General features: G+C 47.2%; 25 protein-coding genes and 1 pseudogene. 9 read left to right on the top strand and 17 right to left on the bottom strand.

What is annotated here, in order from left to right:
- Window positions 1-36 precede the first annotated feature (36 nt).
- Window positions 37-402 (top strand): restriction endonuclease, encoded by a 366-nt coding sequence (locus QUB12_RS12280; RefSeq protein ID WP_333306952.1) that lies wholly within the window; start codon window positions 37-39, stop codon window positions 400-402.
- 50 nt (window positions 403-452) lie between these two features.
- A pseudogene (locus QUB12_RS12275) lies at window positions 453-647 on the top strand (YebC/PmpR family DNA-binding transcriptional regulator); the annotation flags it as partial.
- Between the two features lie 9 nt (window positions 648-656).
- On the opposite strand, the gene QUB12_RS12270 reads toward QUB12_RS12275, so the two are convergent.
- From QUB12_RS12270 to QUB12_RS12220, 11 genes are all read right to left on the bottom strand, one after another.
- Complete coding sequence (locus QUB12_RS12270) at window positions 657-1,259, bottom strand: Uma2 family endonuclease (protein ID WP_333141845.1); 603 nt, start codon at window positions 1,257-1,259, stop codon at window positions 657-659.
- Between the two features lie 508 nt (window positions 1,260-1,767).
- Window positions 1,768-3,642: an adenylate/guanylate cyclase domain-containing protein gene (locus QUB12_RS12265; protein WP_333141843.1), complete on the bottom strand. Its 1,875-nt coding sequence runs from the start codon at window positions 3,640-3,642 to the stop codon at window positions 1,768-1,770.
- Between the two features lie 159 nt (window positions 3,643-3,801).
- A complete protein-coding gene (locus QUB12_RS12260) occupies window positions 3,802-7,110 on the bottom strand; it encodes a PAS domain S-box protein (protein WP_333306948.1) in 3,309 nt (1,102 codons plus the stop codon).
- 377 nt (window positions 7,111-7,487) lie between these two features.
- The gene (locus QUB12_RS12255; RefSeq protein ID WP_333141839.1) at window positions 7,488-10,703 is read right to left on the bottom strand and encodes an SMC family ATPase; all 3,216 of its coding nucleotides are present in this window, start codon (window positions 10,701-10,703) and stop codon (window positions 7,488-7,490) included.
- A 64-nt stretch (window positions 10,704-10,767) separates the two neighbouring features.
- Entirely contained in the window at window positions 10,768-11,109 is a 342-nt protein-coding gene (locus tag QUB12_RS12250; protein ID WP_333141837.1) for a type II toxin-antitoxin system PemK/MazF family toxin, read from the bottom strand.
- Entirely contained in the window at window positions 11,102-11,479 is a 378-nt protein-coding gene (locus tag QUB12_RS12245) for a hypothetical protein (RefSeq protein WP_333141835.1), read from the bottom strand. Before QUB12_RS12245 ends, QUB12_RS12250 begins: the two co-directional genes overlap by 8 nt.
- 2 nt (window positions 11,480-11,481) lie before the next feature.
- Window positions 11,482-11,670 (bottom strand): type II toxin-antitoxin system VapC family toxin, encoded by a 189-nt coding sequence (locus QUB12_RS12240; RefSeq protein ID WP_333141833.1) that lies wholly within the window; start codon window positions 11,668-11,670, stop codon window positions 11,482-11,484.
- Between the two features lie 42 nt (window positions 11,671-11,712).
- Window positions 11,713-11,946 (bottom strand): type II toxin-antitoxin system VapC family toxin, encoded by a 234-nt coding sequence (locus QUB12_RS12235; RefSeq protein WP_333141831.1) that lies wholly within the window; start codon window positions 11,944-11,946, stop codon window positions 11,713-11,715.
- Entirely contained in the window at window positions 11,947-12,210 is a 264-nt protein-coding gene (locus QUB12_RS12230; RefSeq protein ID WP_333025420.1) for a hypothetical protein, read from the bottom strand.
- A 323-nt stretch (window positions 12,211-12,533) separates the two neighbouring features.
- Complete coding sequence (locus QUB12_RS12225; protein WP_333141829.1) at window positions 12,534-13,643, bottom strand: hypothetical protein; 1,110 nt, start codon at window positions 13,641-13,643, stop codon at window positions 12,534-12,536.
- A 231-nt stretch (window positions 13,644-13,874) separates the two neighbouring features.
- Entirely contained in the window at window positions 13,875-14,093 is a 219-nt protein-coding gene (locus QUB12_RS12220) for a hypothetical protein (protein WP_333141827.1), read from the bottom strand.
- Window positions 14,094-14,301: 208 nt separating this feature from the next.
- On the opposite strand from QUB12_RS12220, the gene QUB12_RS12215 reads away from it, so the two are divergent.
- Together QUB12_RS12215 and QUB12_RS12210 are read left to right on the top strand one after the other, a co-directional pair.
- Entirely contained in the window at window positions 14,302-14,841 is a 540-nt protein-coding gene (locus QUB12_RS12215) for a cyclic nucleotide-binding domain-containing protein (protein WP_333141825.1), read from the top strand.
- On the top strand, window positions 14,811-14,981 hold the full coding sequence (locus QUB12_RS12210; protein ID WP_333141823.1) for a hypothetical protein: 171 nt from the start codon (window positions 14,811-14,813) through the stop codon (window positions 14,979-14,981). The genes QUB12_RS12215 and QUB12_RS12210 overlap by 31 nt, the downstream gene beginning before the upstream one ends.
- Here QUB12_RS12210 and QUB12_RS12205 read toward each other — a convergent pair.
- Both QUB12_RS12205 and QUB12_RS12200 read right to left on the bottom strand, forming a co-directional pair.
- Window positions 14,978-15,391, bottom strand: coding sequence for a hypothetical protein (locus QUB12_RS12205; protein ID WP_333247610.1), 414 nt, complete (start codon window positions 15,389-15,391; stop codon window positions 14,978-14,980). The two genes, QUB12_RS12210 and QUB12_RS12205, sit on opposite strands and share 4 nt — an antisense overlap.
- 140 nt (window positions 15,392-15,531) lie before the next feature.
- Window positions 15,532-16,392: an FAD-binding domain-containing protein gene (locus tag QUB12_RS12200; RefSeq protein ID WP_333306946.1), complete on the bottom strand. Its 861-nt coding sequence runs from the start codon at window positions 16,390-16,392 to the stop codon at window positions 15,532-15,534.
- A 321-nt stretch (window positions 16,393-16,713) separates the two neighbouring features.
- On the opposite strand from QUB12_RS12200, the gene ribD reads away from it, so the two are divergent.
- Both ribD and QUB12_RS12190 read left to right on the top strand, forming a co-directional pair.
- On the top strand, window positions 16,714-17,892 hold the full coding sequence (gene ribD, locus QUB12_RS12195; RefSeq protein WP_333306944.1) for a bifunctional diaminohydroxyphosphoribosylaminopyrimidine deaminase/5-amino-6-(5-phosphoribosylamino)uracil reductase RibD: 1,179 nt from the start codon (window positions 16,714-16,716) through the stop codon (window positions 17,890-17,892).
- A gap of 52 nt (window positions 17,893-17,944) precedes the next feature.
- Window positions 17,945-18,556, top strand: coding sequence for a hypothetical protein (locus QUB12_RS12190; RefSeq protein WP_333306942.1), 612 nt, complete (start codon window positions 17,945-17,947; stop codon window positions 18,554-18,556).
- A gap of 271 nt (window positions 18,557-18,827) precedes the next feature.
- Here the strand turns inward: QUB12_RS12190 and QUB12_RS12185 are convergent, their stop codons facing one another.
- A complete protein-coding gene (locus QUB12_RS12185; protein ID WP_333306940.1) occupies window positions 18,828-19,739 on the bottom strand; it encodes a PPC domain-containing protein in 912 nt (303 codons plus the stop codon).
- A gap of 93 nt (window positions 19,740-19,832) precedes the next feature.
- Here QUB12_RS12185 and QUB12_RS12180 point away from each other — a divergent pair, with 93 nt between their 5' ends.
- Window positions 19,833-21,560: an NAD(P)/FAD-dependent oxidoreductase gene (locus QUB12_RS12180; RefSeq protein ID WP_333306938.1), complete on the top strand. Its 1,728-nt coding sequence runs from the start codon at window positions 19,833-19,835 to the stop codon at window positions 21,558-21,560.
- Between the two features lie 139 nt (window positions 21,561-21,699).
- On the opposite strand, the gene QUB12_RS12175 is transcribed toward QUB12_RS12180, so the two are convergent.
- Window positions 21,700-22,455: a Uma2 family endonuclease gene (locus tag QUB12_RS12175; protein ID WP_333141807.1), complete on the bottom strand. Its 756-nt coding sequence runs from the start codon at window positions 22,453-22,455 to the stop codon at window positions 21,700-21,702.
- A 287-nt stretch (window positions 22,456-22,742) separates the two neighbouring features.
- Between QUB12_RS12175 and QUB12_RS12170 the strand changes: the two genes are divergently transcribed.
- Window positions 22,743-23,225 (top strand): FxLYD domain-containing protein, encoded by a 483-nt coding sequence (locus QUB12_RS12170; RefSeq protein WP_333306936.1) that lies wholly within the window; start codon window positions 22,743-22,745, stop codon window positions 23,223-23,225.
- A 221-nt stretch (window positions 23,226-23,446) separates the two neighbouring features.
- Window positions 23,447-25,204, top strand: a complete 1,758-nt coding sequence (locus QUB12_RS12165; RefSeq protein WP_333306934.1) for an ABC transporter ATP-binding protein — start codon at window positions 23,447-23,449, stop codon at window positions 25,202-25,204.
- 241 nt (window positions 25,205-25,445) lie between these two features.
- On the opposite strand, the gene QUB12_RS12160 is transcribed toward QUB12_RS12165, so the two are convergent.
- Window positions 25,446-26,597, bottom strand: a complete 1,152-nt coding sequence (locus QUB12_RS12160; protein ID WP_333287610.1) for a Fic family protein — start codon at window positions 26,595-26,597, stop codon at window positions 25,446-25,448.
- 3 nt (window positions 26,598-26,600) lie between these two features.
- Window positions 26,601-26,759 (bottom strand): hypothetical protein, encoded by a 159-nt coding sequence (locus tag QUB12_RS12155; protein WP_333141798.1) that lies wholly within the window; start codon window positions 26,757-26,759, stop codon window positions 26,601-26,603.
- Window positions 26,760-26,765: the final 6 nt, after the last annotated feature.

Below are 26,765 nucleotides of genomic sequence, written 5' to 3'. Positions count from 1 at the left end.
AGCCGGATGCGGGGAAACCAGCACGTCCGGATCTAACTGAGAGGGGCGGGGAATAATATCCCCCCTCGACTCAACCAGTTTGAGGAATTTTTAGCCTGCTGTTTCCGCAATCTCGGTTATGCGGTCGAAATGACACCCAAAACGGGGGATTTTGGTGCGGACTTGATTCTCTCTAAAGCCCGCAAGAAAACCGTTGTCCAGGCAAAACGCTATCAAGGAAAAGTGGGAAATTCCGCCGTGCAAGAAGTGGTTAGTGCGGTTAAGTATTACGGGGCGCAAGATGCGATCGTTATTACAAACAGTATGTTTACATCCAATGCTCATAAACTGGCTCAAGCGAATGGGGTACAACTCTGGGGAAGAGAACAGTTAATTGATTTAGTGATTCGAGCTAAAAAATAAGGTATCTATGAACCAAGAATCCCAGTCTCTGAAAGAGCGGGGAGTGTCATTTGAAACACAAAAACTTGGCAGTTTTGCAGTCGGAAACTCGCTGGATTCCCAGCAATACAGTGGAAATAGACACTCCTGAAAAAGCTCGATCGCTCCTTAAGTTAATGGATGCACTCGAAGATTTGGATGACGTGCAAAGTGTGACGGCGAATTTTGAAATGACAGATGAATTGATGTCTTTGAGTATGGTTTAACAATCTAAATCACCAGATTTTTGCCATCCGCAAGACAAATCCCGGTAACTCTGGCTCGCCGCTGACTGTTTCAGGATTATCTAAGATTTCAGGTTCGCAATCGGGACGGTAGATGTAGACTTTTCTGTTTTTGCGATCGACCAAAAAGCCGAGCGATACACAGTTATCAATATATTCTTGCATCTTGTTTTGCAATCCCTTGAGAGTGTCACTAGCAGACCGCAATTCAATCACAAAGTCAGGACAAATCGGTGCGAATGAGGCTTTTTGTTCTTCAGTTAAGGCATTCCAGCGCTCTAGTTTAATCCATGAGGCATCGGGAGATCGGGTTGCTCCATTCGGCAAGGTAAAGCCTGCACTGGAGTCAAACGTTTCACCTGTGCCATCTTCTTCTGCCCAGTTCGCAAGTTGCTGAGCAATTTTAATGTTGCGATTCCCTGTATCTGAAAAGGCTGGTGACATGATAATGACTTCCCCACTGGCAGTACGCTCAATTCTTAAATCGCGATTAACTATACAGAATTCATAGAACTGTTCAACAGTCATCGATTGGATCGCAGGGAAATTGACCGTCAGTGGGACGCTTTCGGTTTGGATTAGCAGCGTCGTCATGGTTTTTCCTCAGTTGGTGCAGGGGTGATAGAATACCTTGAGCTTATCATATCTTAGCTTGGCGCTCGAAAGTCTTAGTCGATCGGGGAATCGGAGGCACGGTATCCGTTTTTGGGCTGGGTCAATCGATTTTAGATTTTAGATTTTAGATTTTAGATTTTAGAATTGAAGCATTTTTAGATTAAAGATTAAAGATTAAAGATTAAAGATTTTAGATTAAAGATTAAAGATTAAAGATTAAAGATTAAAGATTAAAGATTAAAGAATAGAAGCCTTGACCCAGCCCAAAAACGGATACCGTGCCACGTACTCCTGTCGTGGAAAGATAAAATTTTTAGACCCTAGTTCAAGATCCCAGATTTATCTGTGGGGTAAATCTAAAATCTAAAATCTAAAATCTAAAATCGACTGACCCCACGGATCAATTTGGGGGGCAAGTTTCATCGGATACAGGTTTTTTATTTCTGGACGGATGAATCACGTGGCGGGTATCCCGGATGCTTGATTGTCAATAATCTTTTTTCCCAGTCAGCAAATAAGTAACCATGTATCCCTTGCCCTTAACTTGAATGGCGCCACGCTTCTGAAAAGTATATTTATCTTTTAATATCTCGTAGGTTTCGGCGGTGACTTGAATGCAGCCGGTAATCCCGTGGGATTCCATGCGCGAAGCAATATTTACTGTGTCGCCCCAGAGGTCGTAAATAAACTTTTTTAAGCCGATCACGCCGGCAACGACAGGCCCACTGCTAATCCCGATCCGAATGCTGAAAGGTTCCGAATGTTCTAAACTTAGCAGCCGAATTTCGTGCAGCATATCGATCGCCATGTTCGCAACCGCCTCGGCGTGATCGTCTCTGGGCGTAGGCAAACCGCCGACAACCATGTAAGCATCACCAATAGTCTTAATTTTCTCCAAACCGTGGCGATCGGCCAAGTGGTCAAAAGCCGAAAAAATATCGTTGAGCACTTTCACCACCGCCGTCGCTGAAATTCTCGACGAAAGCTCTGTAAACCCCACAATGTCGGCAAACATCACAGTTACTTCCGCAAAACTTTCGGCGATATTGTGTTCATTGTCCTTCAAACGCAGGGCGATCGCAGCAGGCAAAACGTTTAGCAGCAGTTGCTCGGATTTAGCTTGTTCGAGTTCCAACTGTAGGTAAGCAGCCTGCAACTGTTCGGCTTGGCGAATTCTTTCTCGGGCTAGCTTTTCGATTTGGGCGGTGCGGCTCAAAGCTGTCAGCATATATGTCACCGGAATCAGAGTCCACAGCATCCCCATCGTCAGAGTTCCCCAAGAGCGCCAGTGCTTGCGAATCCGGCGAATTTCCGGCGTTGCCGACACGTACATAGACCACTGGCGGCCGCTAATTTTCAGCCGCCTTCTGCAAGCTGTATAGTTCGGGCCTGGATTGTCAAGAATCGGGCAGTTTTGCATCAGCGCTCGGTCAGCAGCGGCTGATGCTGGAAGCACTTGTTGGCTCTCGGATTGGAACTGCACCGCAAATAGCTGAATTTGCCTCTCAGCAGGGAGATTTTTGAGAACCGGGTTGGCCCTTTGCGGTAACAGTGACGCTGCTTGTTGCTTGTCTGGAGCCTCGCTAACGAGATAAATATTGAGGTAGTCGGTATTGCGTCCTTTTAAAGAGGTTTGGAAAATATCTTTGCCTCGAAATACGCCCAGAACAAATCCTTGTAGCAGTTGGCGACGGGATTCCAGGGTAGTCGGTTTACTGCTGTTTTCGTAAATCGGAACTATGGCTAAAAGACCTAGTTCCGGGGAGTTGCCCTGAGTTAAGCCGATGTAGCTGGTGACAATCATTTCTCCTGTATCGCGCCCTCGATCGAGCGCGGCGCGGATTTCTGGGTGGGAGGCGAGGTCAAAGCCTAATACTATCTCGTTTCCGGCTGGTGGTTCGACGTAGAAAGCCGGGAAGTATTCGGAACGCTGGAGAGCCTTGCGGAGTTCTCCTCGCGGGCCGCGCTCTGTAATCTCGAAGCTGGGCTCTGTTTCGGTTCTAGCTTTGGTTTCGTAGTTGCGCCGCTCGGAATTGGGGACGCGGGGGGCCCAAGCCAGGAGTTGCAGGCTGGGGTGGACGGCTAGGGGACGGGCGACAAACCGGGCAAAAGAGGAACGCTCGACGGCGCTGAAGGCTTTCATGTAGTCGCTGAGGGCCAGAACAGTATCTAAGTCGGAGTTGAGCTGGCGTTCGATGCCGATCGAAATATCGTCGATGCGGCGCTGCATTTCGTAGTCGCGGCGCTTGTCTTCCCAGTCCCAAACCAAGGCGAATGCTAGGATCGACAGTCCGACACCCAAAGCCAGCGTCAACCCGGCTGGAATGTAGCGAGACCAGGATAAAGGTAGTTTTTTCAGCATAATTGCCTAGCGAATAAGGGCAGCAGATTAGCACACCGCTGAGTGGGATTTATTTCGGCCTCTGAGTGCGGTTAATTCAAAACCCTGATAACTCAAGCACCGACGGCAATTGGGAATTAAAAGTTAGATATGTAAACTTTTAGATTAATGGACGATCGCTCAGCAGGGGATTTCAATCCAGAATTCCGCTCCCTGTCCGGGCGCTGAGATGCACCGCAGGCTTCCCTTATGTTTTTCTACCACAATCTGATGGCTGATGGATAATCCTAAGCCGGTTCCAGCCCCTACGGGCTTGGTGGTGAAGAACGGGTCAAATAGCCGCTTGCGAACCTCTTCGCTCATTCCCGGGCCACTGTCGGCGATGCAAATTACAATGCGATCGCAATCACTGAGCTGGTTTTTACTGTGGCTTTTCATGCCAGCTTTTTTCATGAGGGTGCGAATCACGATCGTCCGAGGTTCCCGTTGATTTTCTAGAGCGTCGATCGCATTGCTGATAATATTTAGAAATACCTGGTTTAACTGACCCGCACAACAGTAAATTTTGGGTATTTTTCCGTATTCTTTAATAATTTCAATCCCGTTTTTTATACTGCTCTGATGCAATCTGTGCTGCAAGATTAACAGTGTACTGTCAATTCCTTCATGAACGTCTACCAACTTCATTTCTGATTCATCCAGTCTCGAAAAATTCCGCAGCGACAGCACAATATTACTGATTCTTTCTACTCCTACTCTCATGGAATTTAGCATTCGTGGCAAGTCTTCCTTCAGAAAATCTAACTCTAACTCCTTAACTTTTTCAGCAATCTGAGGCACTGGGGACGGATAGCATTCCTGGTAGAGACTTAACAGTTCAATTAAATCGTGAAAATAGTTGTATGTGTGAGAAATATTGCCGTTAATAAAAGTTGCGGGATTGTTGATTTCGTGGGCGATGCCAGCCACCATCTGACCGAGGCTAGACATTTTTTCTGATTGAACTAATTGGATTTGAGCGTGTTGTAGCTTTTCGTAGGCTTCTTGCAATTGGGCTGCTTGTTTTCTCAATTGAGATTCGGAAGCTTGGAGTGCGGCGGCGGAAATTTTGCGGTTGGTTATATTTTCAATCATCCCTAAATTGTAAATGGGTTTTCCTTCGCCGTCTCGAATCAAAGTAGCTGTCACGTTTACCCAAACAATTTTACCGATAGCGGTAATCTGGCGGAGTTCGATTTGATAGTGAGTAATTTCTCCCCGCTCCAGAGAATCAGCAACTTGGAGATTTTTTGGAGAATCTTCGGGATGTCCAAGTTCAATAAATGTTTTGGCGAGCAATTCGGCTGCGGTATATCCCAGCATTTCGCAGTAAGTTTTATTAACTCTCACTAACTTGTTATCATCTAAATTAGCTAAGTAGATAGCGATCGGTGCATCTTCAAAAATTGTGCGAAATAGTTCCTCGCTGGCCCGGACTTGAGCTGCTAGGGAAAGCCTATCGGTGATGTCTTCAAACGTAGACAAAATGCCGACAACATTGCCGGAATTGTCGTGTAAAGGTATTTTATTTGTATCCAGACAGCACTGGGTGCCGTCGGCTTGCATTTTGGATTCTAGGATGTGATATTCTGGGGTGTTGGTTGCCATGATGCGGCGGTCGCAGGCTCGAAAAAATTCTGTTTCTTCGGGCTTCCAGGGCATATCGAAGTCGGTGAGACCGGCGATTTCACTGGGGTGATTGAAACCTGCGACTTTGGCAAAGTTTTTGTTGCCTCCCAAGTAAACTAAATCTCGATCTTTCCAGGCGATTAACTGAGGGATGTTATTGATTACCAACCACAGCATATTTTGGGATGTTTCCAAGGCTTCCGTGCGTTCTAGGACGCGCTTTTCAAGTTCTTGATTGGCTTGTTGCAGGGCGATTTTTGACTCGCTGAGGGCGATTTCTGCTAGCTTGCGATCGCTGATGTCGATTGTCACTCCCTCCCACAGTATATCGCCCCCCGGCTGCAGTTCGGGGCGGGCAATGCCGCGAATCCATTTCACTTTTCCAGATCCGGTTACGATCCGCCCTTCATATATCCAAGGTTTGAGAGTTTCGCCGGAAATGGCGATTGATTCTAACAGATTTTTTAGGTCTTCTGGATGCACCCTTGCCCAAATTAAATCGGAGTTTTGTTGAACTTTTTCAGGATCTAATTCGTAGAGTTCCCAACAGCCGGAACTGAGATAAATGAATTCATTTGAACCGTCGGGATGCAGCAAGTATTGATAAATCATTCCCGGCACATTGGCGGCCATTTTTTGAAATCTGGCTTCGCTTTGCCGCAGTGCTGATTCTGCAAGTTTGCGATCGCTAATATCAATCAACACGCCGTCCCAAATAATGTCACCTTTTTCGCTCTGTTCTGGCCGGGAAGCCCCGCTAACCCACTTAATCCGATCGCCCGGAAAAACAAATCTGCCTTCCCACCGCCAAGGCTCTAAAGTTTTAGCTGAGATAGCAACTGATTCGTGGAAGCTGGGCGCATCCTCTGGATGAATCATTTCGATCGCGGGAATAGCTGATTTTTGGAGTACAAGAGGTTCTAATTCCCAGAGCTCGCGGCAACCAGAACTGACGTAGGGGAATGACACAGTGCCGTCTGCTGCTAACTGAAATTGATAAATCATTCCCGGAACGTTGGCGGCTAGTTTTTGAAACCTCGCTTCGCTTTGCCGTAGTGCGGTTTCTGCTTCTACGCGATCGGTAATATCGTAAAATGCCGATAAAATTGCGGCTTCGCCATTAAAATTAATCGCTCGCATCGACATTTTTACCCAAAAAAAACTGCCATTTGCTTTTTTGAGGCAGATTTCTTCGCTGTCACTAAAGCCGTTTTGTTTGACTAATTCTAGCAATTGACGGCGGTCATTGATATTGGCATAAAGTTCAATTTTTTTGCGTGCGACAACTTGTGCGTAACTCAAACCTAAACTTTCACCGAGAGCAGGATTTGCATACAAAATAAGGCTGTCTTCTAGGCGCGTAATTAACAGGGGAACGGGAGTCGTGCGGGCGATCGCCCGCAATCTTTCTTCGCTTTCTTCCCTGGCTGTTTCGGCTGCTACTCTTTTGCTAATATCGTTCTGAACTCCGATAAAATGGGTTAATTTTCCCTCATTGTCTAGGATGGGGGAAACCATTAATTCGTTCCAAAAAGGAGTTTTGTCTTTGCGATAATTTTTGAGAACTACCTGAATTTCCGTTCCCGATCGTAAACTGCTGCGGAGTTTATCTAATTCGCTCTGATCGGTATCGGGGCCCTGCAAAAACCTGCAGTTGCGTCCAATAACTTCTTCGGTACTGTAACCGGTCAGTTTCTCAAAAGCAGGATTGCAGTAGATAATAGGTGTGTCAGGCCTGCGAGCATCCGCGATGAGGATGCTGTTGCTCGAAGCTGCGATCGCCCGCTCTAGGAGAGACAGGTTGAAAGAGTCTGTTGTCATCTGTAGCAATATTCACGCTCCTTCGGAGCGGACAGAAGAATAAAAAAATATAAACACCTGAAGCCATTCTTATTCTATAATCTTATTTTTAATTTAGCTTTCTTAACAAAGTCAGCAGCCCAAAAAAGTCGGCGTGGGAGACGACTAATACCATTTTAGGTGTGAGATTTTGGATTGGCAATGACTGATTCCATCATGGTGGGGATCGTGGGTCTACAGTTGCCTTCTTTTGGGAAATTAGTATCACCGAAGGCATGAGGCACTTATCCAGAAAACCGAAGGTGAAAATACCGAAGGCGGCAAGAAAACAGAAGGTGAAAATACTGATCTTTTCAAGTTTTTTTCTTCTCCTCCTTCCATCCGGCTCGCCAACCCTTTTAAATTGACAAGTTGATGCAAGAACCCTGAGCAGTTTTGCTGACTTCAATTCTGGCTTGAAAAGCTTCTTTCAGGTGGGGCATATGGGTAACGGTGAGGATGCAGGCGAAGTCGGAGGCGATCGCATTAATTGCAGCAATCAGCCGATCGCACCCTTCCGCATCCTGAGTCCCGAATCCCTCATCAATAATCAACATTTGCAAAGCCGTGCCCGCCCGCTGAGACAGCAGTCTCGCCAGCGCCAGCCGAATCGCAAAATTAATCCGAAAAGCTTCACCGCCCGAATAAGTTTCATAGGCGCGAGTACCGCGAGCATCAGCAATTAAAATGTCTAAAGTGTCAATCAACTTAGTTGCTTTTTTAGAAGCAGCCGCCCGCTGAGTAATAAATTGAACGTGCAATTGATTCGCGCTCAATCTCGACAATATCTGATTGGTTTCAGCTTCGAGTTGAGGCAAAACATTTTCAATCATTAAAGCTTGAATGCCGTTTTTACCAAATGCTTGACCCAGCTCTTGATAAACTCGCTGCTGGCGTTTGGCAACTTGCATTTGCTCTTTTTGAGCTACTAGCTGAACTTGCAGAGTTTCCAGATTTTGCTGCTGCTGCTGGAGGCGTCCGAGACTTCCCAAATGTTGGTCTAGCTGCTGGCGGCGGCGACTGATTTGCTGTTCGATCGCACTTATTCTGGCTGTGGGATCGGGATGTTCTTGCAATTGCTGGTTCATCGCTGCAGTTTGAGCGCTGACAGCTTGCAAATCTCGATCGCGCACAGCGATGGAATTTGCTATTTCATTAACCCGCTGCTGCACTTGCGGGTACTGCACAGTTGCCGATCGCAATTTTTCGGCGCGGGCGATCCAAAACTGCGATCGGCGCATTTCGCTGCGGACGTGTTCGTGCTGTTCCAAATTATAGCCAATTTCCGCAATGTATCTATCTAAAGATAGAATTTGCTGCTGTATTTCCGAGCTGTTTTTTTGCTGTTCTAACTGTTGCTGTACGGTGGCTAATTGAGTTTGCAAATCCGGGCGGCGGGCATTAATTTTATTCAGTTTCTGCTGAGCGTCTTTGATTTGAGCTTGCTTAATTTCCGCCCACCGCAAGCGCTTTTCATCGCTGCGGGCGAGGGAGTGGCTGCGATCGCTGTAATTGAGCTGTTGCAGTTGCTGTTCGATTTGCTGGAGTTCGCCCAAATCCTCCGCTGCATACTCGCCGGTGCGTAACAACCGCTCTATTTCTGCAGCGTCTTGACGCATACTTTGCAGTCGGTTTTCATCTTGGCCCAGGCTATCTAATTGTGCTTGTAAATGACTGCGACGTTCCCGCAATTCTTGGTAGGGCGCTAATTCCTCTTCTAGTTCGCGGTATTCATGTCTGAGGACTTGAATTTCGCGCTCGGAGACGGCCAACTGTTCGCGCACAACCCACAGTTGGTTCCAGATTTCCTGCTGTTGGGTGTGGTGTTTTGTGACTACTAAATTCCAGTAGTGTTCGTCTAAAGGTCGATCGCACAAAGGACAATTGCCAAAATTTGCATCCCGCACCATTAAATGCGAATTCGATGGCTCGTTTTCCGCAAAATTCGCGGCTTTACCTTCACCTGCGGTTTTTTCTCCTTCATGTTTCCGCAGGAGTTGCAGTTTTTGGTCGAGCTCGGCGAGTCTGGTTTGATAGTCGCGGCTTTTGGCTTGCAGGTTTCCTAGAAAGTCGTGCCTTTCTTGACCTTTTTCGCGGACTCGCTGCTGATAAACTCGCTTGTTTTCCAACTGCAAAATTTGATTGGCGATGGCCGAGATTTCCTGCTGTAATTGCGGCTGTCGCTTCTGCTGCTGAACTTGCACCTGTCGGTTGATTTCCTCTAAGCGGGCGGTTAAACCGGCGCGGGCGCGATCGAGCTTTTGTTGCTTTTGCTGCTGCTGTTGTAGCAGCGGCGAAACTTGCAGTTGCAGTTGCTCTAGTTCGTTGAGGCGCGATCGAACTGCTTGCAACTGTGCGAGTCCTTTGTCAACCTCCGGCTGCTGTTTGAGAATTTCCAGAACATCTTTTTCATCTTGTTCTAAAACCTCTAATTGAGCTTGCAACTGCTGAATTTTGCTTTGCAAAAAGCTCAGTTCTTGCCGCTGCTGTTCTTGCAATTGCTGGCGCTGATTTTGGGTTTGTTGGTTTGCCTTGAATTTGCCAGCCAGACTTTCTTCTGTCGCTTGCAAGCTGTGGAAATACGCGATGCCTGCTGTTATTTCCTTTTCTTGTTCTAGGAGGGCTTGTAGCTCATTTTGCTGCTGTTTGGCTGCGCTGAGTTCTTGCTGCAAGCGGCGGCATTCTTGAGTGATATTGTAGTGCTGTTGCTGGTGGCCGGCGAGGAGTTTTTGCCAAGTTTGCCGGTTGTGGTGCTGGAGTTGCAGTTGCTGTAACTCGGTTGTGTCGGCTTGCTGCTGCTGCTGAAGCAAATCGGTTGCTTGCTGCAATTGAGTTTGTTCGGAGGCGAGAGCCTCTTTTTGTTGCAGTTGCTCTTGTACGGTTAGCAAACTCTGTTTGAGCACTTCGACTTGAGCTTTAAATTGTTTGGAGGTATCCTTGGCTTGGTCGGATAAAGTATCGTAGGAGTCGAGTTTGAGCAGGTTGGCTAAAACTTGTTTGCGTTCGATCGGTTTTTTGAGCATAAATTCATCAGCTCGCCCTTGCCGCAAATACGCCGAGTTGATGAAAGTATCGTAATCTAGTTTAATGTGTTCGAGGATTTTTTGCTGAGTTGTTCTCAGCCCCTTGTCTGTGAGCGTGCGAAAATTCACCCCCCCCGCCCCCCCCTTACTAAGGGGGGGAGAAGAATTTAAGTTTTCTGGATCTTCTTTATTAAGGGAAGAATTCACTTCTTCTGGCTCCCCCTTACCAAGGGGGGGGAAGGGGGGGTTTGTTGCTACTTGAAATTCCAAACTTCCCGATTGTCCGCGCCGACGGTTGCGAATCACCCGGTAGATTTGGCCGCCGGTGGAGAAAGTGAAATCAACGCGCACATCAATTTCGCCGATATGGATGATATCGTCTTCCGTATCGCTGCGGCAACAGCCCCAAAGTGCCCAGGATATGGCTTCTAAGAGGGAGGATTTGCCAGCACCGTTAGGCCCGCAAATGCAAGCAGTGTGCAAGCCGCGAAAGTCTAAAGCAGCTTCGCGATAGCTGAGAAAATTTTTGAGTGTAAGTTGTATAGGAATCATTTAGGCCATCGCGCCATACAATCTATCTATAAATAACACTATTTGTACGCTGTTGCCTAGTTATTCAATCTAGATCCAGAACAATTGTCAGTGCTTCTGTAATTTCTTCCATAATTGTCTCGGACAGGGTTCCGAGTTGTCGGAGAAATCTTTGTTGAGAAACGGAACGGACTTGAAAAGCGTCGGCGGCGGAGAGTTTGGCCAAGCCATTTTCTGATGTCGGTTCGAGCTGCACCATCCAATCAAGCGGGGAAAAAAGATCGTTCCATGCTGTAATTGGAACAATTACTTTGAGGCGCAAATTTCCCACTTCATCATCGCTGACAACCACAACAGGTCTAGTTTTGCCGATTTCATCTCCCACCGTTGGATCTAGTCTGACGAGCCACACTTCGCCCTTACGCATTAGTTTCTACCCCTGCGCTCAGGTATTCTTCCTCTGAATCGAAATACGGTTCGCTGTCGGGCGACCACAAATCGTGCAGCGGCCCTCCTGGTTCATACAAAGGAACCGCTGCTTCGGCTGCGGCTCTGAGTCTCCGCTTTCTCTCAGCTTTGCGCTGGGCTTTTTCTTCTATTTCTTCGCGCATCATCCGCGAAGCTGTTTCGATGATTTCTAGGCGTTCTTCTGCTGTCAGATTTTTGAGTGCTGCTAAGATTTCTGTTTTGGTCACGGTTTTTTCGGGTGGTTGGTGAGAAAGTACGATCGATCCGGGAGCATCCCGATACTCGGCTACAAACGAGATTTGTGCGGTTTTTACTGTACGGGCTTGCAACCTTACGGGTAATTGTTGGGATTTTCAACTATCAAACCCTCACTTGTTGCTGCTGCATTCAGCTCCCCGTCAGCAGATACAAAAGTCATCGCAGGCAAACTGTTAGCTGTGCAAAGGTTATTTATGCCACAGCCTGTTGCTAGCTGCACAGCATCATAGCCTCGCAATCCGTAGGTTTCAGCTAATGCCATTGCAGAGTTAATAATGCTTTCGGTGAATTCTACAACCTGATACTAAGATTGTAGGTCACTCCTGAACTGATTGCACGCTGCTGTAGCATCTGTCGCATTGATACTTCGGCCGCGCGACCTTATGGTAATTGCAGCAACAATTTCAACACTTGTAATAGCAGCAATCAATATATCGTTGTTAAGTGCAGGATCGCACAAACTCAAAACCCATGCCGAACCTATTTCATTAATGTAGCGTTTGACCAGCGCACTGCTATCTACAAAATAAATTGTCATCTAGCGGCGTTCCTCAATAATTGTCTCAGAAACAGGCTTACCCTGTACCTGAATTAGTCGCCGTTCTGTTTGCTGACTCCCAGAAGAATGCTTGATTTTTTTTACTAAACCAGAAGTTAACAGCGCTTGGTGCAATTTTGTCCGTTGAGCAGTTTGTTCTTTCTGGGCCAGATATATCCCTATAGCGCGCTCTAGTTGCTGTAGTTCTAGCAGTTCCAGAGTGTCAAGCTGATTGAGGATTTTGTTGAAGATTCCCTGCGGCATAGGATTCTACTTTTTACGCTTGGCTAGTCTGTCTATTATACAACTATCAGACTTGCACACTGTCACGAATATTCCGGCTTTCTGGACTTAGATTGATGGCTGAAACGACCTATTATCCTTCATCGATCGGGCTTGTGCGTCCAGGACGAGTAAAGAAACCAGGTTTCTACGAAGATTTCCAACCCTACATTACCGCTCTGTGCTTGTGGCGCACCCTACATTGATCGCATAGACAGATTTTCCATCATCAAAAAGGGTTGACTGTATTCCTACAGCCAACCCCGCACATATTTATTTGTCCTGCGTTTGCTCAAACAGCAACACTACCGGGCAATATTCGGGAACGTATAGCCGACACCGACTAACAATCCCACTTCAGCTCCGTCTACAAAACCAACATTCAGTCCCGCTGTTGCTGTTAAATTTCTCGACAGCGGCACATCTACACCCCCCGAAATCAGGAAGCCAAAAGTACCGTCACCGCCGGTAGAAATTAGCACGCCAGCACCTGCATAAGGAGCCGCAGTAATCACAAAATCCTCGCTGACTTCGACGGCATCTTGAGATACAAAATCGAAGGTAACGGGAACTAGAAAAGCTAAGTTGTCGCGGAACAAAACAGTCGGTCTCACCGATAAATTGTTCGTCAAACCGATTTTGCTAATAATCGCAAATGAACCGTCGCCTAAAGCTGAATCTCCGCCAAAACCTAGATTGCCGCCAATGCCGATGTAGCTGGGCCCAGAACGAGTAGCTCGGCCTGGTCGGATTTGAGTTCCTTGAGCTACTTTTTCAGTTGGTTCCGAGACAGTTGCCGGTTTTTCAGCAACTTTCGGTTGGTTTGTCAAAGCTGAGGCGGAAGTGCTGACAGGATTGCTCAACAATTCTTGTGCTGTTTGGACTTCTTTTTCTTCCTTCGTTGCAGTTACTTCCAGATTATTGGTCTGGGCAACAATTGAGGTAGGTCGATCGCTCTTTTTGGCAGTCTCGACTGTTGACTGCACTTTGACACCATTATCAGCAATTTTAGCGGTTTCTTCCGACTTTTGGGTCTCAGCAGCAATGGATGTATTTTGCGCTGTTTCTGTCTCAGCAATTTCAGATGTTACTGCTTCCGATTTTTCGGGTGCAGCCATAGATACTTGCAAGTTGGCTGCCGATTCAGAGGCTGCTGGCTCTGCCACTTCTGTTAGTTCGCTCCAACTGATAGAATCAATTTTTTTATTACTAGCCGTTGTTTCTGCGTCGGGTTTAACTGCTGAAGTTGCCGTCGGCTCAGAAATTTGGTCAATATTTTGAGCTGCGATTGTTGCAGTTGTAGCGACATCGGGCAAGTTGCCAGTTTCAGCTTTCGCTGACATGGTACTGCAACAAACAGCTAAAGCTGCAAGATTTATTAACGCAAAAGTAGACTTGGAAAATAGACTATTCATAGAAACTCCTCAATGAAGGGTGTGTTAAAAGTGTAAGTGTTTGAGGGCGAACATCGAGAGCTTTGCTCAAAAAAGACACAAATATGAGTTGTGTTGTTCCTAGATTGCCATTTTACTGTTGAATAGTCAACTCTCAAGCTGATTAGATTCAAGAACGGACGGCGGGTTTAGAGGCTAATTTAAATTTACCGATCGATCGGCAAAAAATCAATCCTAGGGATGATTCCATCCTTAATCCTGTTTAATTGATGGGTCGATCGCGCGTCTCGCTTGCATTCTACAATACTGTACTTGGGGGCGCTGCACTCGCAGCCACGCCGGAAAAACCCGGTTTTTGAGGGCGCACCAGCTCGAAACCAAGAGACAGCAAGCTGTCAAAACAGTTTGGGCAACCCCGCCGTCCCAAGCAAGTGCAGTTAATACAACCCGATCGGCTGCTGCAGGGTCCATGACAATTAATGTAGAATAATACCACCGATCCGAGAAATATTTGTGGCTCGATCGTGTCAAAATTACTGAATTTTATGAAAATTGTGTAAAATTTAGTGTTCTATTTGTAAAGTTTAGCCTTCGCTTTCGCTCAGGGTCTGACCATCTCACAACAGCACGCAACTAAACAAGTAAAAAAATACAAATTATCTCATCTCAACCTGACTTTATGAGCAAAGTTCTAGTGATATTAGGCGAATTGAGCGATCGCGACATCGATTGGATGCTCGCCAACGGCACCCGCACCCAAGTCCTCCCCGGCACAACCCTGATCACCGAAGGTAAGCCCTTAGACGCCCTGTACATAGTTCTGGAGGGAACTTTGAGCGTTGCGGTATCATCTTTGGGCGACAAAGAAATCGGAAAAATTATTTCTGGCGAAGTGTTAGGCGAAATGTCTTTTGTAGACGGAAGGCTTCCTTCTGCTAGCGTCACGGCAATTGAAGAGTGCCTCATCCTGTCAATTCCCCGGCGACTGCTAACTGAAAAACTCGAGCAAGACGTGCTTTTTTCCCTGCGGTTTTATCGGGCGATTACCAAATTTCTGTCGTCGAGACTGCGGGGTACAGTCAAACGCTTCGGCGATGATAGTGATGGTTTAATATATGAAGATCCCGACGGCGAGGACGGCATCCCCCAAAATGTCGAAAATCCCGATTTGGCGGCATCGAGATTTCAATGGCTGTTGGAGCGTTTGAAGGGGAGTTGAGGGAAGAAGGAAGTTCGGCAACGGATTCTGTAACGGATGTAACGGATGTAACGGATGTAACGGATGTAACGGATTTCAGGAAAAAGGAAGAAGAGAAAAGAACACCTATTTCCAATTACCAATTCCCAATTCCCAATTAGAAAACATATTTTTCAGCGACGCGCCAATAGCGAGAAAAACGCTTCAAATCAATGTAACCATCGTAGCGGACAAAGGGTTCGGGTGGCAAAACTTCTACTGGGTGCGATCGCTTAATTTCCCGGCAAATATCCTGAAACCGAGGACTGGGACTTTCGGTAGTTACCACTTGATTTGCGCCGGATTCGATCGCAAAAGCGATAACTTCTGCAGCCACATCGCCCCGCCGAATAACTACCGGCAACTCCAGCAAACATTCGTAAATAAACACCATTCGTTTGAGACTCAACTGCCATTCATCAATGAGCGCATCATCCCAAACCCAGATTGCCGGTGCCTCTGGGTGCGCTTGAAAAGCCGGGCCTTCAGGACTCAAGCAGTCACCGTGCAGCCAAATAATCGGATTGTTCATAAATTGGTAATTGTTGACGGTTGACGGTTGACTGTTGACTGTTGACTGTTGACGGTTGACGGTTGACGGTTGACGGTTGACTGTTAACTTATGACAACTGCCTACTGACTACTGACTACTGACTACTGACTACTGACTTTTTAATTTCTGCGACCTTTTTTAGGCCGATCCCAACTTTTAGAACCGCCGCTACGATCGACCTTTTCTCCATTAGGAAACAACTTCCCTTCCAAATATTCGTAAGTTCCCTCAAAATCGCATTGCCCATACAGAGGACAATCCCGACAATAAACCGCCTTAGTGTAACGATCCAAATTTTCCCGATTAAAAAAATAAGGTTTGTGACTAAAAGTGCTTGCTACCCACTGCCAAGAAAGATTATTGCTCGCCGGATCTCCATCTAGCAAATGTTGCAAAAACCAGCGAGCTCCGGCTTGCCAGCGCACGTGGCGCCAGTGTACGAGATAAGCGGCAGTCCACATCCGCTGGTGGTTGTGCAAATAACCAGTTTCTCGCAACTGGCGACTGAAACTGTCGATGCAAACCAAACCAGTCGTGCCCTCGACGACATCCTGCGGCAGAGTTTCGCTGTAATCTTTAGCAGTGTAACCAGTTTTGTAGGGTTCCCGGTCTTGCCAAATCCCGTTGCCCAATTCGGCGTACAGTCGCTGCCAATAATCCCGCCAACCCAACTCGTTGACGAGTTTTACTGCCTCTTCTCGATGCCGCACCTTCTCCAGTACGGCATCCCGGACTTCCGCAAGACTCAAAACTCCGTAGCGCAAATAGGGCGACAAGCGCGTTACCGCACCGTTGAGGAAATTGCGGGTTGAGGCGTACTTGCCGGGGTCAATTTGTTGCAGGGCTGTCTCGGCTGCTTTCCGCCCGCCGAGGATCGGGGGTACGCTGCTGTCCCCGGCGGCGACTTCGGGGAACTGTTGGCGCAGGTAGGCAATTAATTCGTCGCGGCTGGCAAATTCCCGCTTCATGTCCTGACTCATTCTTTTCTCAAGCACCTGCTATTGTTTCTTAATCTTAAAGCTATGCGATCGATCGTGCGTGGTCGATGTCCTAAATTGCTTTTCACTCCTGTAACTCACATCTTGCACCCTTGTCAGCAACAGGCTTTTCGGCCTGTTCCACAAGAAAATTTATCTTTTGTGGAACAGGCCGAAAAGCCTGTTCATAAAGGCTAATTGAGAATGGTGCAATATCTCAGTGGTAACGTACAGTTTTCCCCCGCCGCAATCGATCGTCGGATCGCAGCCAAAATTAGCATCAAAGTTCAGTACACTCAGGGATAGATATAATACCAAAATCTTATGGAAACTTTTCCGGCGCACGCTCAAGCGATCGCCAGCTTAGCTAACCGGCAGCAGCAAGGTACAAAACAACTGGAAAACAGCGAAGAAATTCAAGAGTTCGATCGAGCCATGATGCGCCGCTGCATAGAATTGGCTCGCCGTGCTCTGGGCAAAACCGCACCCAACCCCCTTGTCGGTTCTGTAATTGTCCGAGACGGCAAGATTGTCGGCGAAGGGTTTCATCCCGGTGCCGGTCAACCTCACGCCGAAGTTTTTGCGCTCCGGGAAGCGGGGGAACTCGCCGAAGGAGCGACTGTATACGTGAACCTGGAACCCTGCAACCACTACGGCCGGACTCCCCCTTGTTCCGAAGCTTTAGTTAACGCCAAGGTGGCAAAAGTAGTGGCTGGCATGGTCGATCCGAATCCTTTGGTAGCTGGAACTGGGCTGGCCCGGTTGCGAGAGGCTGGCATTGAAGTTGTGGCGGGAGTGGAAGGGGAAGCTTGCCAGAAACTCAACGAGGCTTTTGTGCACCGGATTTTGGACCGCCGGCCTTTTGGAATTTTGAAATATGCAATGACTTTGGACGGTAAAATTGCTACCAGTAGCGGCCACAGCGCTTGGGTGACAGGCGAGGAGGCTCGGAGCGAGGTTCACCGGGTGCGCGTCGGCTGCGATGCTGTGATTGTTGGGGGAAATACGGTGCGTCTGGACAATCCCCTACTGACGAGTCACCAGCCTGATAGGAATAATCCCCTGCGGGTGGTGATGAGTCGCACTCTGGATTTGCCGAAGTCGGCTTGGTTGTGGGAAACCTCTGTGGCGGCTACTTTGGTGCTGACTGAGCCTGGGGTTAACCCGGAATTTCAGGAATTTTTGATCGCCAAAGGGGTGGAAGTTGTGGAGCTCTCGCCTCTGACACCGACTAATGTTATGGGTTATTTGTACGATCGATCTTTTCTTTCTGTACTCTGGGAGTGCGGCGGCACTTTGGCCGCGAGGGCAATTGCTGAGGGTGCAGTTCAAAAAATTATGGCTTTTATTGCTCCTAAAATTGTCGGTGGCCAAGGAGCTCCAACTCCTGTGGGAGATTTGGGCTTTTCGGCAATGACTGAGGCTTTGACTTTAGAGCGGATTTCTTGGCGCGCGGTGGGTGCAGATTGTGTGGTAGAAGGCTATTTAAAAATTAAAGATTGAAAGTTAAAAGCGAGTCTTTTGAGTTTTTGATTTTTAACTTTTAACTCCTTTTATGGTGGAAATTCTGATTTGGAGTTTGATGATTGGCAGTCTCGGCTTGGAGGCTGGGCTTGTGGGTCTTTTGGTGAACCACGAGCAATTGGATGCGGGGCAAAAATGCGATGAGGAGGAGGAAGTTTTGACTCGGTACGAATCTCAAGAGGATAATTTTAATGCGCCTGAAAATGCGCGCTCCAATGGCACTCCCCCATCTGATCCCAATTCTGTTGATTTGACGGTTTGGGAGTACAAGATTGTGCGGGCTAGCAACGATTTGTTCCGCAATCCTGCGATTTTTCACAAGCTATGCCAGGAAGAGGCGGAAGTTGGCTGGATTTTGCTCGAAAAGCTAGACGACAGGCGGGTGCGGTTCAAACGTCCGATCGCGCTGCGGGACGCGCCGATGCCTAATTTACCACTGTTTGACCCTTACCGCACTCATTACGGCCCGCTCTCGAATGCGATGACTTGGGCTGCGACGATCGTGTTTCTGAGTGCGATCGTCCTTCCGGCTGTTTTGGGCTATGCTTTGGTGTCTACTACTCTAAGCAGAAGTCGCTCTAATTGGCCTCCGGCACCTGTTCAATCTTTGCCCTCTCCCAGCGGGCCCGAAACTAATAATTGAAAGATCAGCCCAATGGAAGATAGAAGATGGAAAAGAGAATTGTTTGTTTTAATATCAAGTACGGTCAAAAATTTATAATTAGGTTTGTAGTGAGGGCTTAAGTCTTCTCTTCTCTTAAGAGGATGACAACAAACAATTATATTATAAGTCATTAACCGGACAGTCTCTAACTGACAATCCCGCAGAATTATTTAATTATAAATTTTTATGTAATTCTGCATTCGGTCTTCCACCTTCCTATTTTGGCTGCCTTCGAGTGTAAACCCTCATGTCATAGAAGCGGCGTGGGAGAAGGAGCGGAAAGCAATCTCAAGTCATAATTTGTATCGCCTTGAAATTGAGAAACGCGGACAAAATAAGTCCCCGCAGGTAAAGCCCCATTGCTGACAATTGTTTCTGAAGACGTGCCTAAATTGTTAGACGAAGCAATAATATCGTCTAATCCAACTGCGCCGTTGCCGTTGAGATCTTGAATTAATTCTACATCAACATCTGCACTCAAACCGTCAATAGTTACACTGAAAAGGCTGGGAGTATTGAGGATAAAACTGTAAATGTCGGCTGGTTCTGCATCTCCCACAAAATCGCTCGCCGTTTGAATTTCTCCCAGAATACCCAGGCTTTTTGCTACGTTCAAATTGTCTGCGGTATCGGGGAGAGTGCTCAACAGTCCTTCTTGTTGACCGAATTGAATGTAATGGCCGATCGCACTTTGAACTGCGCCGCTTTGGACTGCTGCTGCTACCAGCGGATATTTTTCTAGATAAAAGCTGGGATCGAAGAAAACGCTGGCTTTGCGGTTTTCTAATTGACCGGCTTTTAAATAGTGTTCAAAGGCGGTAAATTGATTGGTTTGGACTGCTGTCTGAACGTCTGGGTTGCTTGCTAGATAGAAACCAACATCGAAAAAAGGATTGGGGTTGCGTCGTTCAAATTGACCGAATCTAATAAAGTGATCGGCTGCTGAAAAGCCGTTGAGTTTGGCTGATACCGCTACATCTGTATTGGTGTCTAAATAATAGCTGGCGTCGAACAGGGCATTCGGGTCGCGATTTTCAAATTTGCCAATTTTTCGGTAGTGATCGAAGGGACTCGATACCGTGCCTCTGGCAACTGCTACGGCGACATCTGGGTTGTTTTCGAGATAAAATTTCCTGTCGAACAGCGTTCTGAGGGTTAGCATTATTAAAAAAATCTCTCTGGGCTTTAGTCTGGAAAGTGCACGATCGAGAATCCAGTTTACATCAAAGTTTTGTTTTGTGAGGATGTCTTAATTATGGCTAAGTCTGCACTGATGGCAATGCTGCGCCGCGCTGCGAGTATTGCCCAGAAATCAAGGGAAACGGGCATTCCGGCTGATGAACTGCTGGGGATGCTGAGCGTGAAGCGAAGCTATCCCGTAGGGAATCGCATTCCTAATTCTGCCATATCTCGTCGCCAGTTGCTGCACGGGGGTTTAGCTGCTGCGGGGGCTGTCGCTGCTGCGACTTTTACCAGGGAGGGAGGGGGAGCTTTTGCTCAACAGGGCGGACGATCACCGATTTTGGTTGTGGGTGCAGGGATTGCGGGTTTGACGGCGGCTTATCGCTTGGGCCAAGCGGGCGTGCGCGCCGATATAATCGAGGCAACTAACCGCGTGGGGGGGCGGATACGCACGGTTCCCAAGGTGGCTGGAACGCTAATTCCGGCGGATTTGGGGGGAGAATTTATTGACACCGGTCATACTAATTTAATCTCGCTGGCGACGGAATTGGGTTTGCGGGCGATCGACTTAGCCCAAGTGCAGAGTGGACTGGTGAAGGATACTTTTTTCTTTGAAGGACGGCGCTTTTCTCTTGAGCAATTAATCGCCGATTTTGCGCCCCTAGCTAGTAAAATTAGTGCAGATTTGCAGGCGGTTGGCGATGAAATTAGCTATCTTGATTTTACGGAAGCAGCGGAAAGATTGGACAATCTTTCGATCGCTGAATATGTAGACCAAGCTGATACTAGCACTATTGTCCGGCAGTTACTCCGCATTGCTTATACGGGAGAATACGGTCGAGATCCTGAAGAACAGTCGGCGTTAAATCTGCTTTTTTTAATCGGTGCTGAATCTGGCAGTTTTGAATTGTACGGCAACAGCGATGAGCGTTATCAAATTGACGGCGGCAACAGTCAAATTATCAACAGTTTAGCCGGTCAATTATCTGGTTCGATCGAGGCGGGGACGGTTTTGGAAGCGATTACTCTTTTGCCGGATGGCCGCTATCGCGTAAATTTGCGATCGGGACAAAGCGCCTTCGATCGCACTTACGAGCGAGTTTTGTTAACTTTGCCGTTTAGCACTCTGCGAGACGTTAAAATTAACGTACCTTTGCCACAACCGAAGCGTAGGGCGATCGAGCAATTGGGTTACGGTACTAATTCTAAGTTAATTACTGGCTACCGCAGCCGAATTTGGCGGGAACTTTATCGATCGACAGCTTCTGTTTATAGCGATTTAGGATTCCAGAGTACCTGGGAAGCTACGCCTTTCGCCCCTACTCCTAACGGTTTAGTTACTAATTTTACAGGAGGAAAGCAGGGTTTGTCGATCGGTGCGGGAACTCCAGAAGACCAAGCACAAAGATTTTTAAACCAATTTGAAAGAGTTTTTCCCGGAGTGAGAAATTTGCGATCGGGCAAAGCTGTGCGAGCTTATTGGCCGGGAGAACGCTTTTTCAAAGGTTCTTATTCCTGCTATTTAGTCGGACAGTGGACGCAAATGTACGGCGTTGAAGGCGAACGAGTTGGCAATTTATATTTTGCCGGGGAACACACTTCGCTGGAAAATCAAGGTTACATGGAAGGCGGTTGTGAAACTGGACAAAGGGCGGCTTTTGAAATTTTGCAAGACTTGGGTTTGATACCTTCTGCTAATGCTTTGAATACTCGAACTGCGAGCAGTTTGAACAGTCCCCGTCCGAGCCGAAAAATTCCCGGAGCGCGGAATCTTGGGAATAGAAAGCCGAGTATTAGATAAGCTCGTAAGGTGTACATCTAATTCTTGTTTGCCGTTGCTCCTAGCCCGTGCATCTAATTCTTGTGGGGAGTAGGGGTTGGGCTTCTAGCCCGCCCCAAAATACAATTTAGATGCCCAACAGCTTATGGCGTACAACTTATCAAATAATCTCGTCCGGGTTAATTCCCCGATCGCGCAAATATTCAGCCAGTCGTTCGGCCCGTTCACGTTCGCGATCGGCCCGCTGGCGTTCTGCTGCTAACTGTTCTACACCCCATAAAAGCAGATTTCCTGCTTCATCCCACCAGCGCAACCAATAGCCTGAACGTTGTTCTTTCTCCCCCCGCCACGTTCCTAAATACAAACCAATATCTGCCATCCAGTGGCGACCTTCCGCGTCGGGAAATTCTAATTCGTAGTTGCCATTTTGCAAGCGATATACTTCCAGCAAGCCAGTTTCTGGGTCAAAAATGATGTAAGTTGGTACTTGCAGAATTTGTTCGTAAAAAAACCACTTTCCCGGAGGAAAAGTACGTTTTACAGAATATTCGCCGCCGTCTGTTTCCGACAAAAATTCCATGACAATGGTCGGGATTTCTCCTTCCAAGTTTGGGGTATAACTTTTGCGGTCTCTTCTCGATTCGGCAGGCAGTACCGACGGTACATAAACCCAATCTGGTGCTTTGATGACTAACTCGCCGTTGACAGTAGCGCAAATGCCAAAGTTGCTGGCTATCAGCATTCGTGACCCGATAAATCCTCTCAGTTCTAAGATTTCTCGCAGTGCACCAGCAATTAGCGGTTGACCTGTATTCTCCACTGGTTTTTCTTCTAATTGGAAGTCGTCGGGCAACTTCTCCCAAGTTACGATCAGTTCTAACGTTTTTTGTCCTGGGTTATTTTGAGTAACGACCATGACTTTATTTTCTAAATTGTGATGTCTTATGATAGCATAATTTAAATAGTTGACAGTTGACAGTGAGCTTTTTAGATTTGTAGGTTGGGTTGAGGAACGAAACCCAACACATCCTTGCCGCGAAAAATTTGGGTGGAGTGAAACGGAGGGTTAGTTCATTCGTGTCCAAGCTACGCAATCTCATTTTTATAACATTAACTGAAACCTATTTATATATAATAGATATGTAAGCGGAAATTTTAGGTAAACTATTTAGTAAAATTAACTTGAAAAAATCCTGAATAAATATGAACATTTTACATTTAACCGTAGCTTTATCGAGTTTGCTAATATCGCCGATATCTGCTCGTCCTTTGCTGGCAGACGCTACAAATACACTGGCTCAAAATTCACCAGTTGATGAGCCGTTTTGCTACATGAAAACCCCCGACGGCAAAACAGTAGACTTGGGCAGATTGTGCGATAAACAGCCAGCATCTGGAACTGCCAAAACTTGCATTCCCGGTTCCAACATCGCTGCAAAAGTGTCAATCGCGGCGGCCAATTATGACGGCAACTTTTTCAGCGGTCAAGTGCTTAATCGAGGCTGCAAAACAATCAAGAATGTCAAAGTCAATTATGAAGTTTTGGACGAGTCAGGCAATTTAATTGACAACGGATTTATCTACTCTGAACCAGTTACTCTTGCACCCGGACAGTCAGCCGCCTTTCGGGGCGAAGTTGTCGCGGGGGCTAAGGTAGTAGCTACTCATGCAGACGCTCAAGAATGATTGTTGAGATTTGTCCGATCGCTGTTATCATATTCTGGCTCCGATATCTCTATGACTTACGCAATGAGTGACCCAGAGATCCCCCTAAATCCCCCTTAAGAAGGGGGACTTTGAATAATAAATAATCTTGTCCCCCCCTTATTAAGGGGGGTTAGGGGGGATCGAAGTTTGAATATTCTTGCATAGATCCCCAAAAACAGAATTTGCGAGGGCAAAATATCTTGAAAACTCGATCGACATACTGGCAAATCTTACCCTACCTCCGTCCCCAAAAACAAACCATCGGTAAAGCATTAGCTTGTACCGTAGTATTTACCATATTTTGGCCGATTATAGCGTGGCTAGTTGGCGAAACAGCCAAATTTATAGGTAAAGGAGATTTACAAGGGTTCGCTCAAATTGCTGCACTCAGCGCCATTATCTTTCTAATTCGCGGTACAGCCCAGTACGGTCAAGATACGCTGATGGCAAAAGCAGCTTTGACTATTGCTTTTGAAATCCGCAAAAAAGTCTACTCCCATCTTCAAACTCTCAATATCGGCTACTTTGAAACCGCCAAAACCGGAGACTTATCCTACCGCCTCACCGAAGATATTGACCGCATTGGCGAAGTAGTAAATAAATTTTTTCATCAGTTTATCCCTTGTGTTTTGCAGCTAATTGCGGTTCTGGGATATATGATTTATCTCAACTGGCAATTAACCTTGGGTGCATTAATTATTGCACCGCTGATGGCTATTTTAATTGGCTGGTTTGGCGAGAGACTGCTGAGTTACTCGCGCCAAAGTCAAAATCGCATTTCTGATTTATCCGCTTTGCTGACAGAAGTATTCAGCGGCATTCGTTTAATCAAAGCATTTGTGGCTGAAGACTACGAAATTGCCCGCTTTGCAGAAGAAGCAGAACAAAACCGCCGCGCTAAGTATTTGTCAGAAAGAGTAAAAGCACTTCAGTTCGTTGTAGTTGGCTTTCTGGAAGCGATGAGCGTGATTTTGCTCTTTTTCCTGGGAGGTTGGCAAATTGCTCAAGGAAATCTGACAGGTATTCAATTTATGAGTTATATCGCAGGGGTGGCACTTTTAATTGACCCCATTGCTATCACAACTGCTAATTACGGGGATTTTAAGCAGGGAGAAGCTTCTAGCGATCGCATTTTTGAATTATTAGCAATTCAACCAACAGTAGTCGAAAAACCTGGGGCGATCGAACTTCCCCATGTTACAGGCAAAGTCGAATATCGCAACATTAATTTTGCCTACCCCCCTCAACCCCCCCTTGATAAGGGGGGGCAAGGGGGGGTTCCCATTCTGCAAAACATGAGTTTGTTGGTGCTTCCCGGAGAAATGATTGCTCTCGTGGGCGCATCCGGTGCGGGTAAAACTACTTTAGTAAACTTGTTACCGAGATTCTACGATCCGCAAGCGGGACAGATTTTAATTGACGGTATTGATATTCAAGATGTCACCTTAAATACTCTGCGGCGGCAAATTGGAATTGTACCGCAAGAAACTATTCTTTTTTCGGGTACGATCGCTCAAAATATCGCTTTCGGTCAATCTTATTATGAACTGAAAGATGTGCAAAAAGCTGCAGAGATTGCTAACGCTCATCAATTCATTAGTGAGTTTCCCGACGGCTATCAAACTTGGGTGGGAGAAAGGGGTGTAAATTTATCTGGGGGCCAAAAACAAAGAATTGCGATCGCCCGTGCAGTTTTGCTCGATCCCAGAATATTGATTTTGGATGAAGCTACATCGGCGCTAGATTCGGAATCCGAAGGTTTAGTGCAAGAAGCGCTGGAAAGATTGATGCGCGATCGCACGGTGTTTATTATCGCGCACCGCTTGGCGACTGTGCGGAGAGCCGATCGTATTTTAGTTTTGGAAAAAGGTAGAATTGTGGAATCTGGGACGCACGAGGAGTTGCTGGAAAAGGGATCTCGCTATGCTGGCTACTACGCTCAACAGTTTAGTCAGTAGGCTACGTTAGAAACCGGGTTTTTAGCCGTTTCTGCTGGCCTCAACCAAGTATTTTGGAAAAAACCCGGTTTCTGACCACCCGTGCATCCAGGACTATTCTTTTCGGAGTGCGATGGCACCCCCAACTAAGCTAAATAGGCGTTATTTTTCCGAACCTACTTCCGTTATTTTTAGACTCAAAACAGCCGAAAACCTTGTAAATTCGTGAAAGATCCCTCAAATTAGGGGCTAAATGCTCAAATTAACTTCCGCTATTTTCCGAAACTGATTCCCTTATTTTGAAACAAGCAGCGATCCACTCTTCAGCTAGTGCGTAACTGCGGACTCTTGACCCAGAACCTGCTAAAACTGGATGGATCAAACTACCTTCAGTCCACTCAAGCAGCCATTCGCGGGCCGTCTTGTCAGAAATGCCAAACCAGGATGCAACATCTGAAACGTCGATGGCAAAAGGATTTTCCACTCCATCCAAAACCCTTGCCAAAAGTCGGGTGAGGAGTTGTTGAGAGCGACGTGGCAATGCTTCCCAGGGTAGGGCATCAGGAGAAGCGCCTTGATAAAGAGACTTAGCTTTAGCTTGCAGTTCATCGGCGGCACGAGCCATCGTCTCCACAAAGTAAAGCAGCCAGGGCGTGTGGTCTGGGTCGTGGCGACCTTCGTAGAAGTTCACCGGCAGTCCCATCTGCAACGAACGGTAATAGCGATCGCGATCGGCATTAAAATACTCATCAAATGAGAAAAACCCTCGCATTCGATAGCCGGAACGCCACAGTTCAGCAGTAGCCAATAGCCGTCCCGTGCGACCGTTCCCGTCGTTAAATGGATGGATACTGAGAAAGCGGTGCGTCAGAATAGCCGCACGGATAGGGGCTGACCATTCTGCTGCTGTCGTTGAAGATAGCCAATCGACTAATTCCCGCATCAGGGCGGGTACGTCCCCCGGTTCCGGTGGTCCGTAATCGATCGCCCGCGTGACTGTATCCACCACAGGGCATTCTGTAATGCGATACTCGCTTTTGCTACCCCGCCGCCCGCGACCGCGCACGATGACTATTCGGTGCAGTTCTTTGATAAATGCTTCTGTAATCGGGGTTTGGGCTTCTGCGAATTCTTCCACGCGATCGAGTGCCCGCCAGTAATTTCGGACTTCCTGTTCAGCATCACTTCCCGTGCGCGAGCTCCTGGCGATCGCCCGTCGCACCGCCGCTTCATCCAAGGGATTACCCTCAATCTGAGTAGAGCTGCGCGTACTTCTTTGCAAAGCATCGTGGCGCAGGCGTAGAGTCGTATCAGGTGGCAATGGTAACACCTTAATGACAGCACGGGCACCCTCGATGACTCCCAAATGCTTAACCAGATTGTGATTGTATGAGAAGCGGGGAATAAAGCTCATAGACTAATAGTTCTGAAGTTCGCGATCGATTTCTTCAACAGTTCTGGAAACGTGACGGCTGCGGATTTCTGTAAGCAATTCCAACACTTTACGCCGCCACGGAGGCTGTTCTGGTATAATCACAAAAACTTCAACATCTTCGCCCACCGATCCAGGCGGCACTTAAAT

The organism is Microcoleus sp. B7-D4 (assembly GCF_036705125.1).
GTDB lineage: Bacteria > Cyanobacteriota > Cyanobacteriia > Cyanobacteriales > Microcoleaceae > Microcoleus.
The sequence above is the reverse complement of the archived record's forward strand: the minus strand, read 5'-3'. Positions and strand labels throughout refer to the sequence as shown.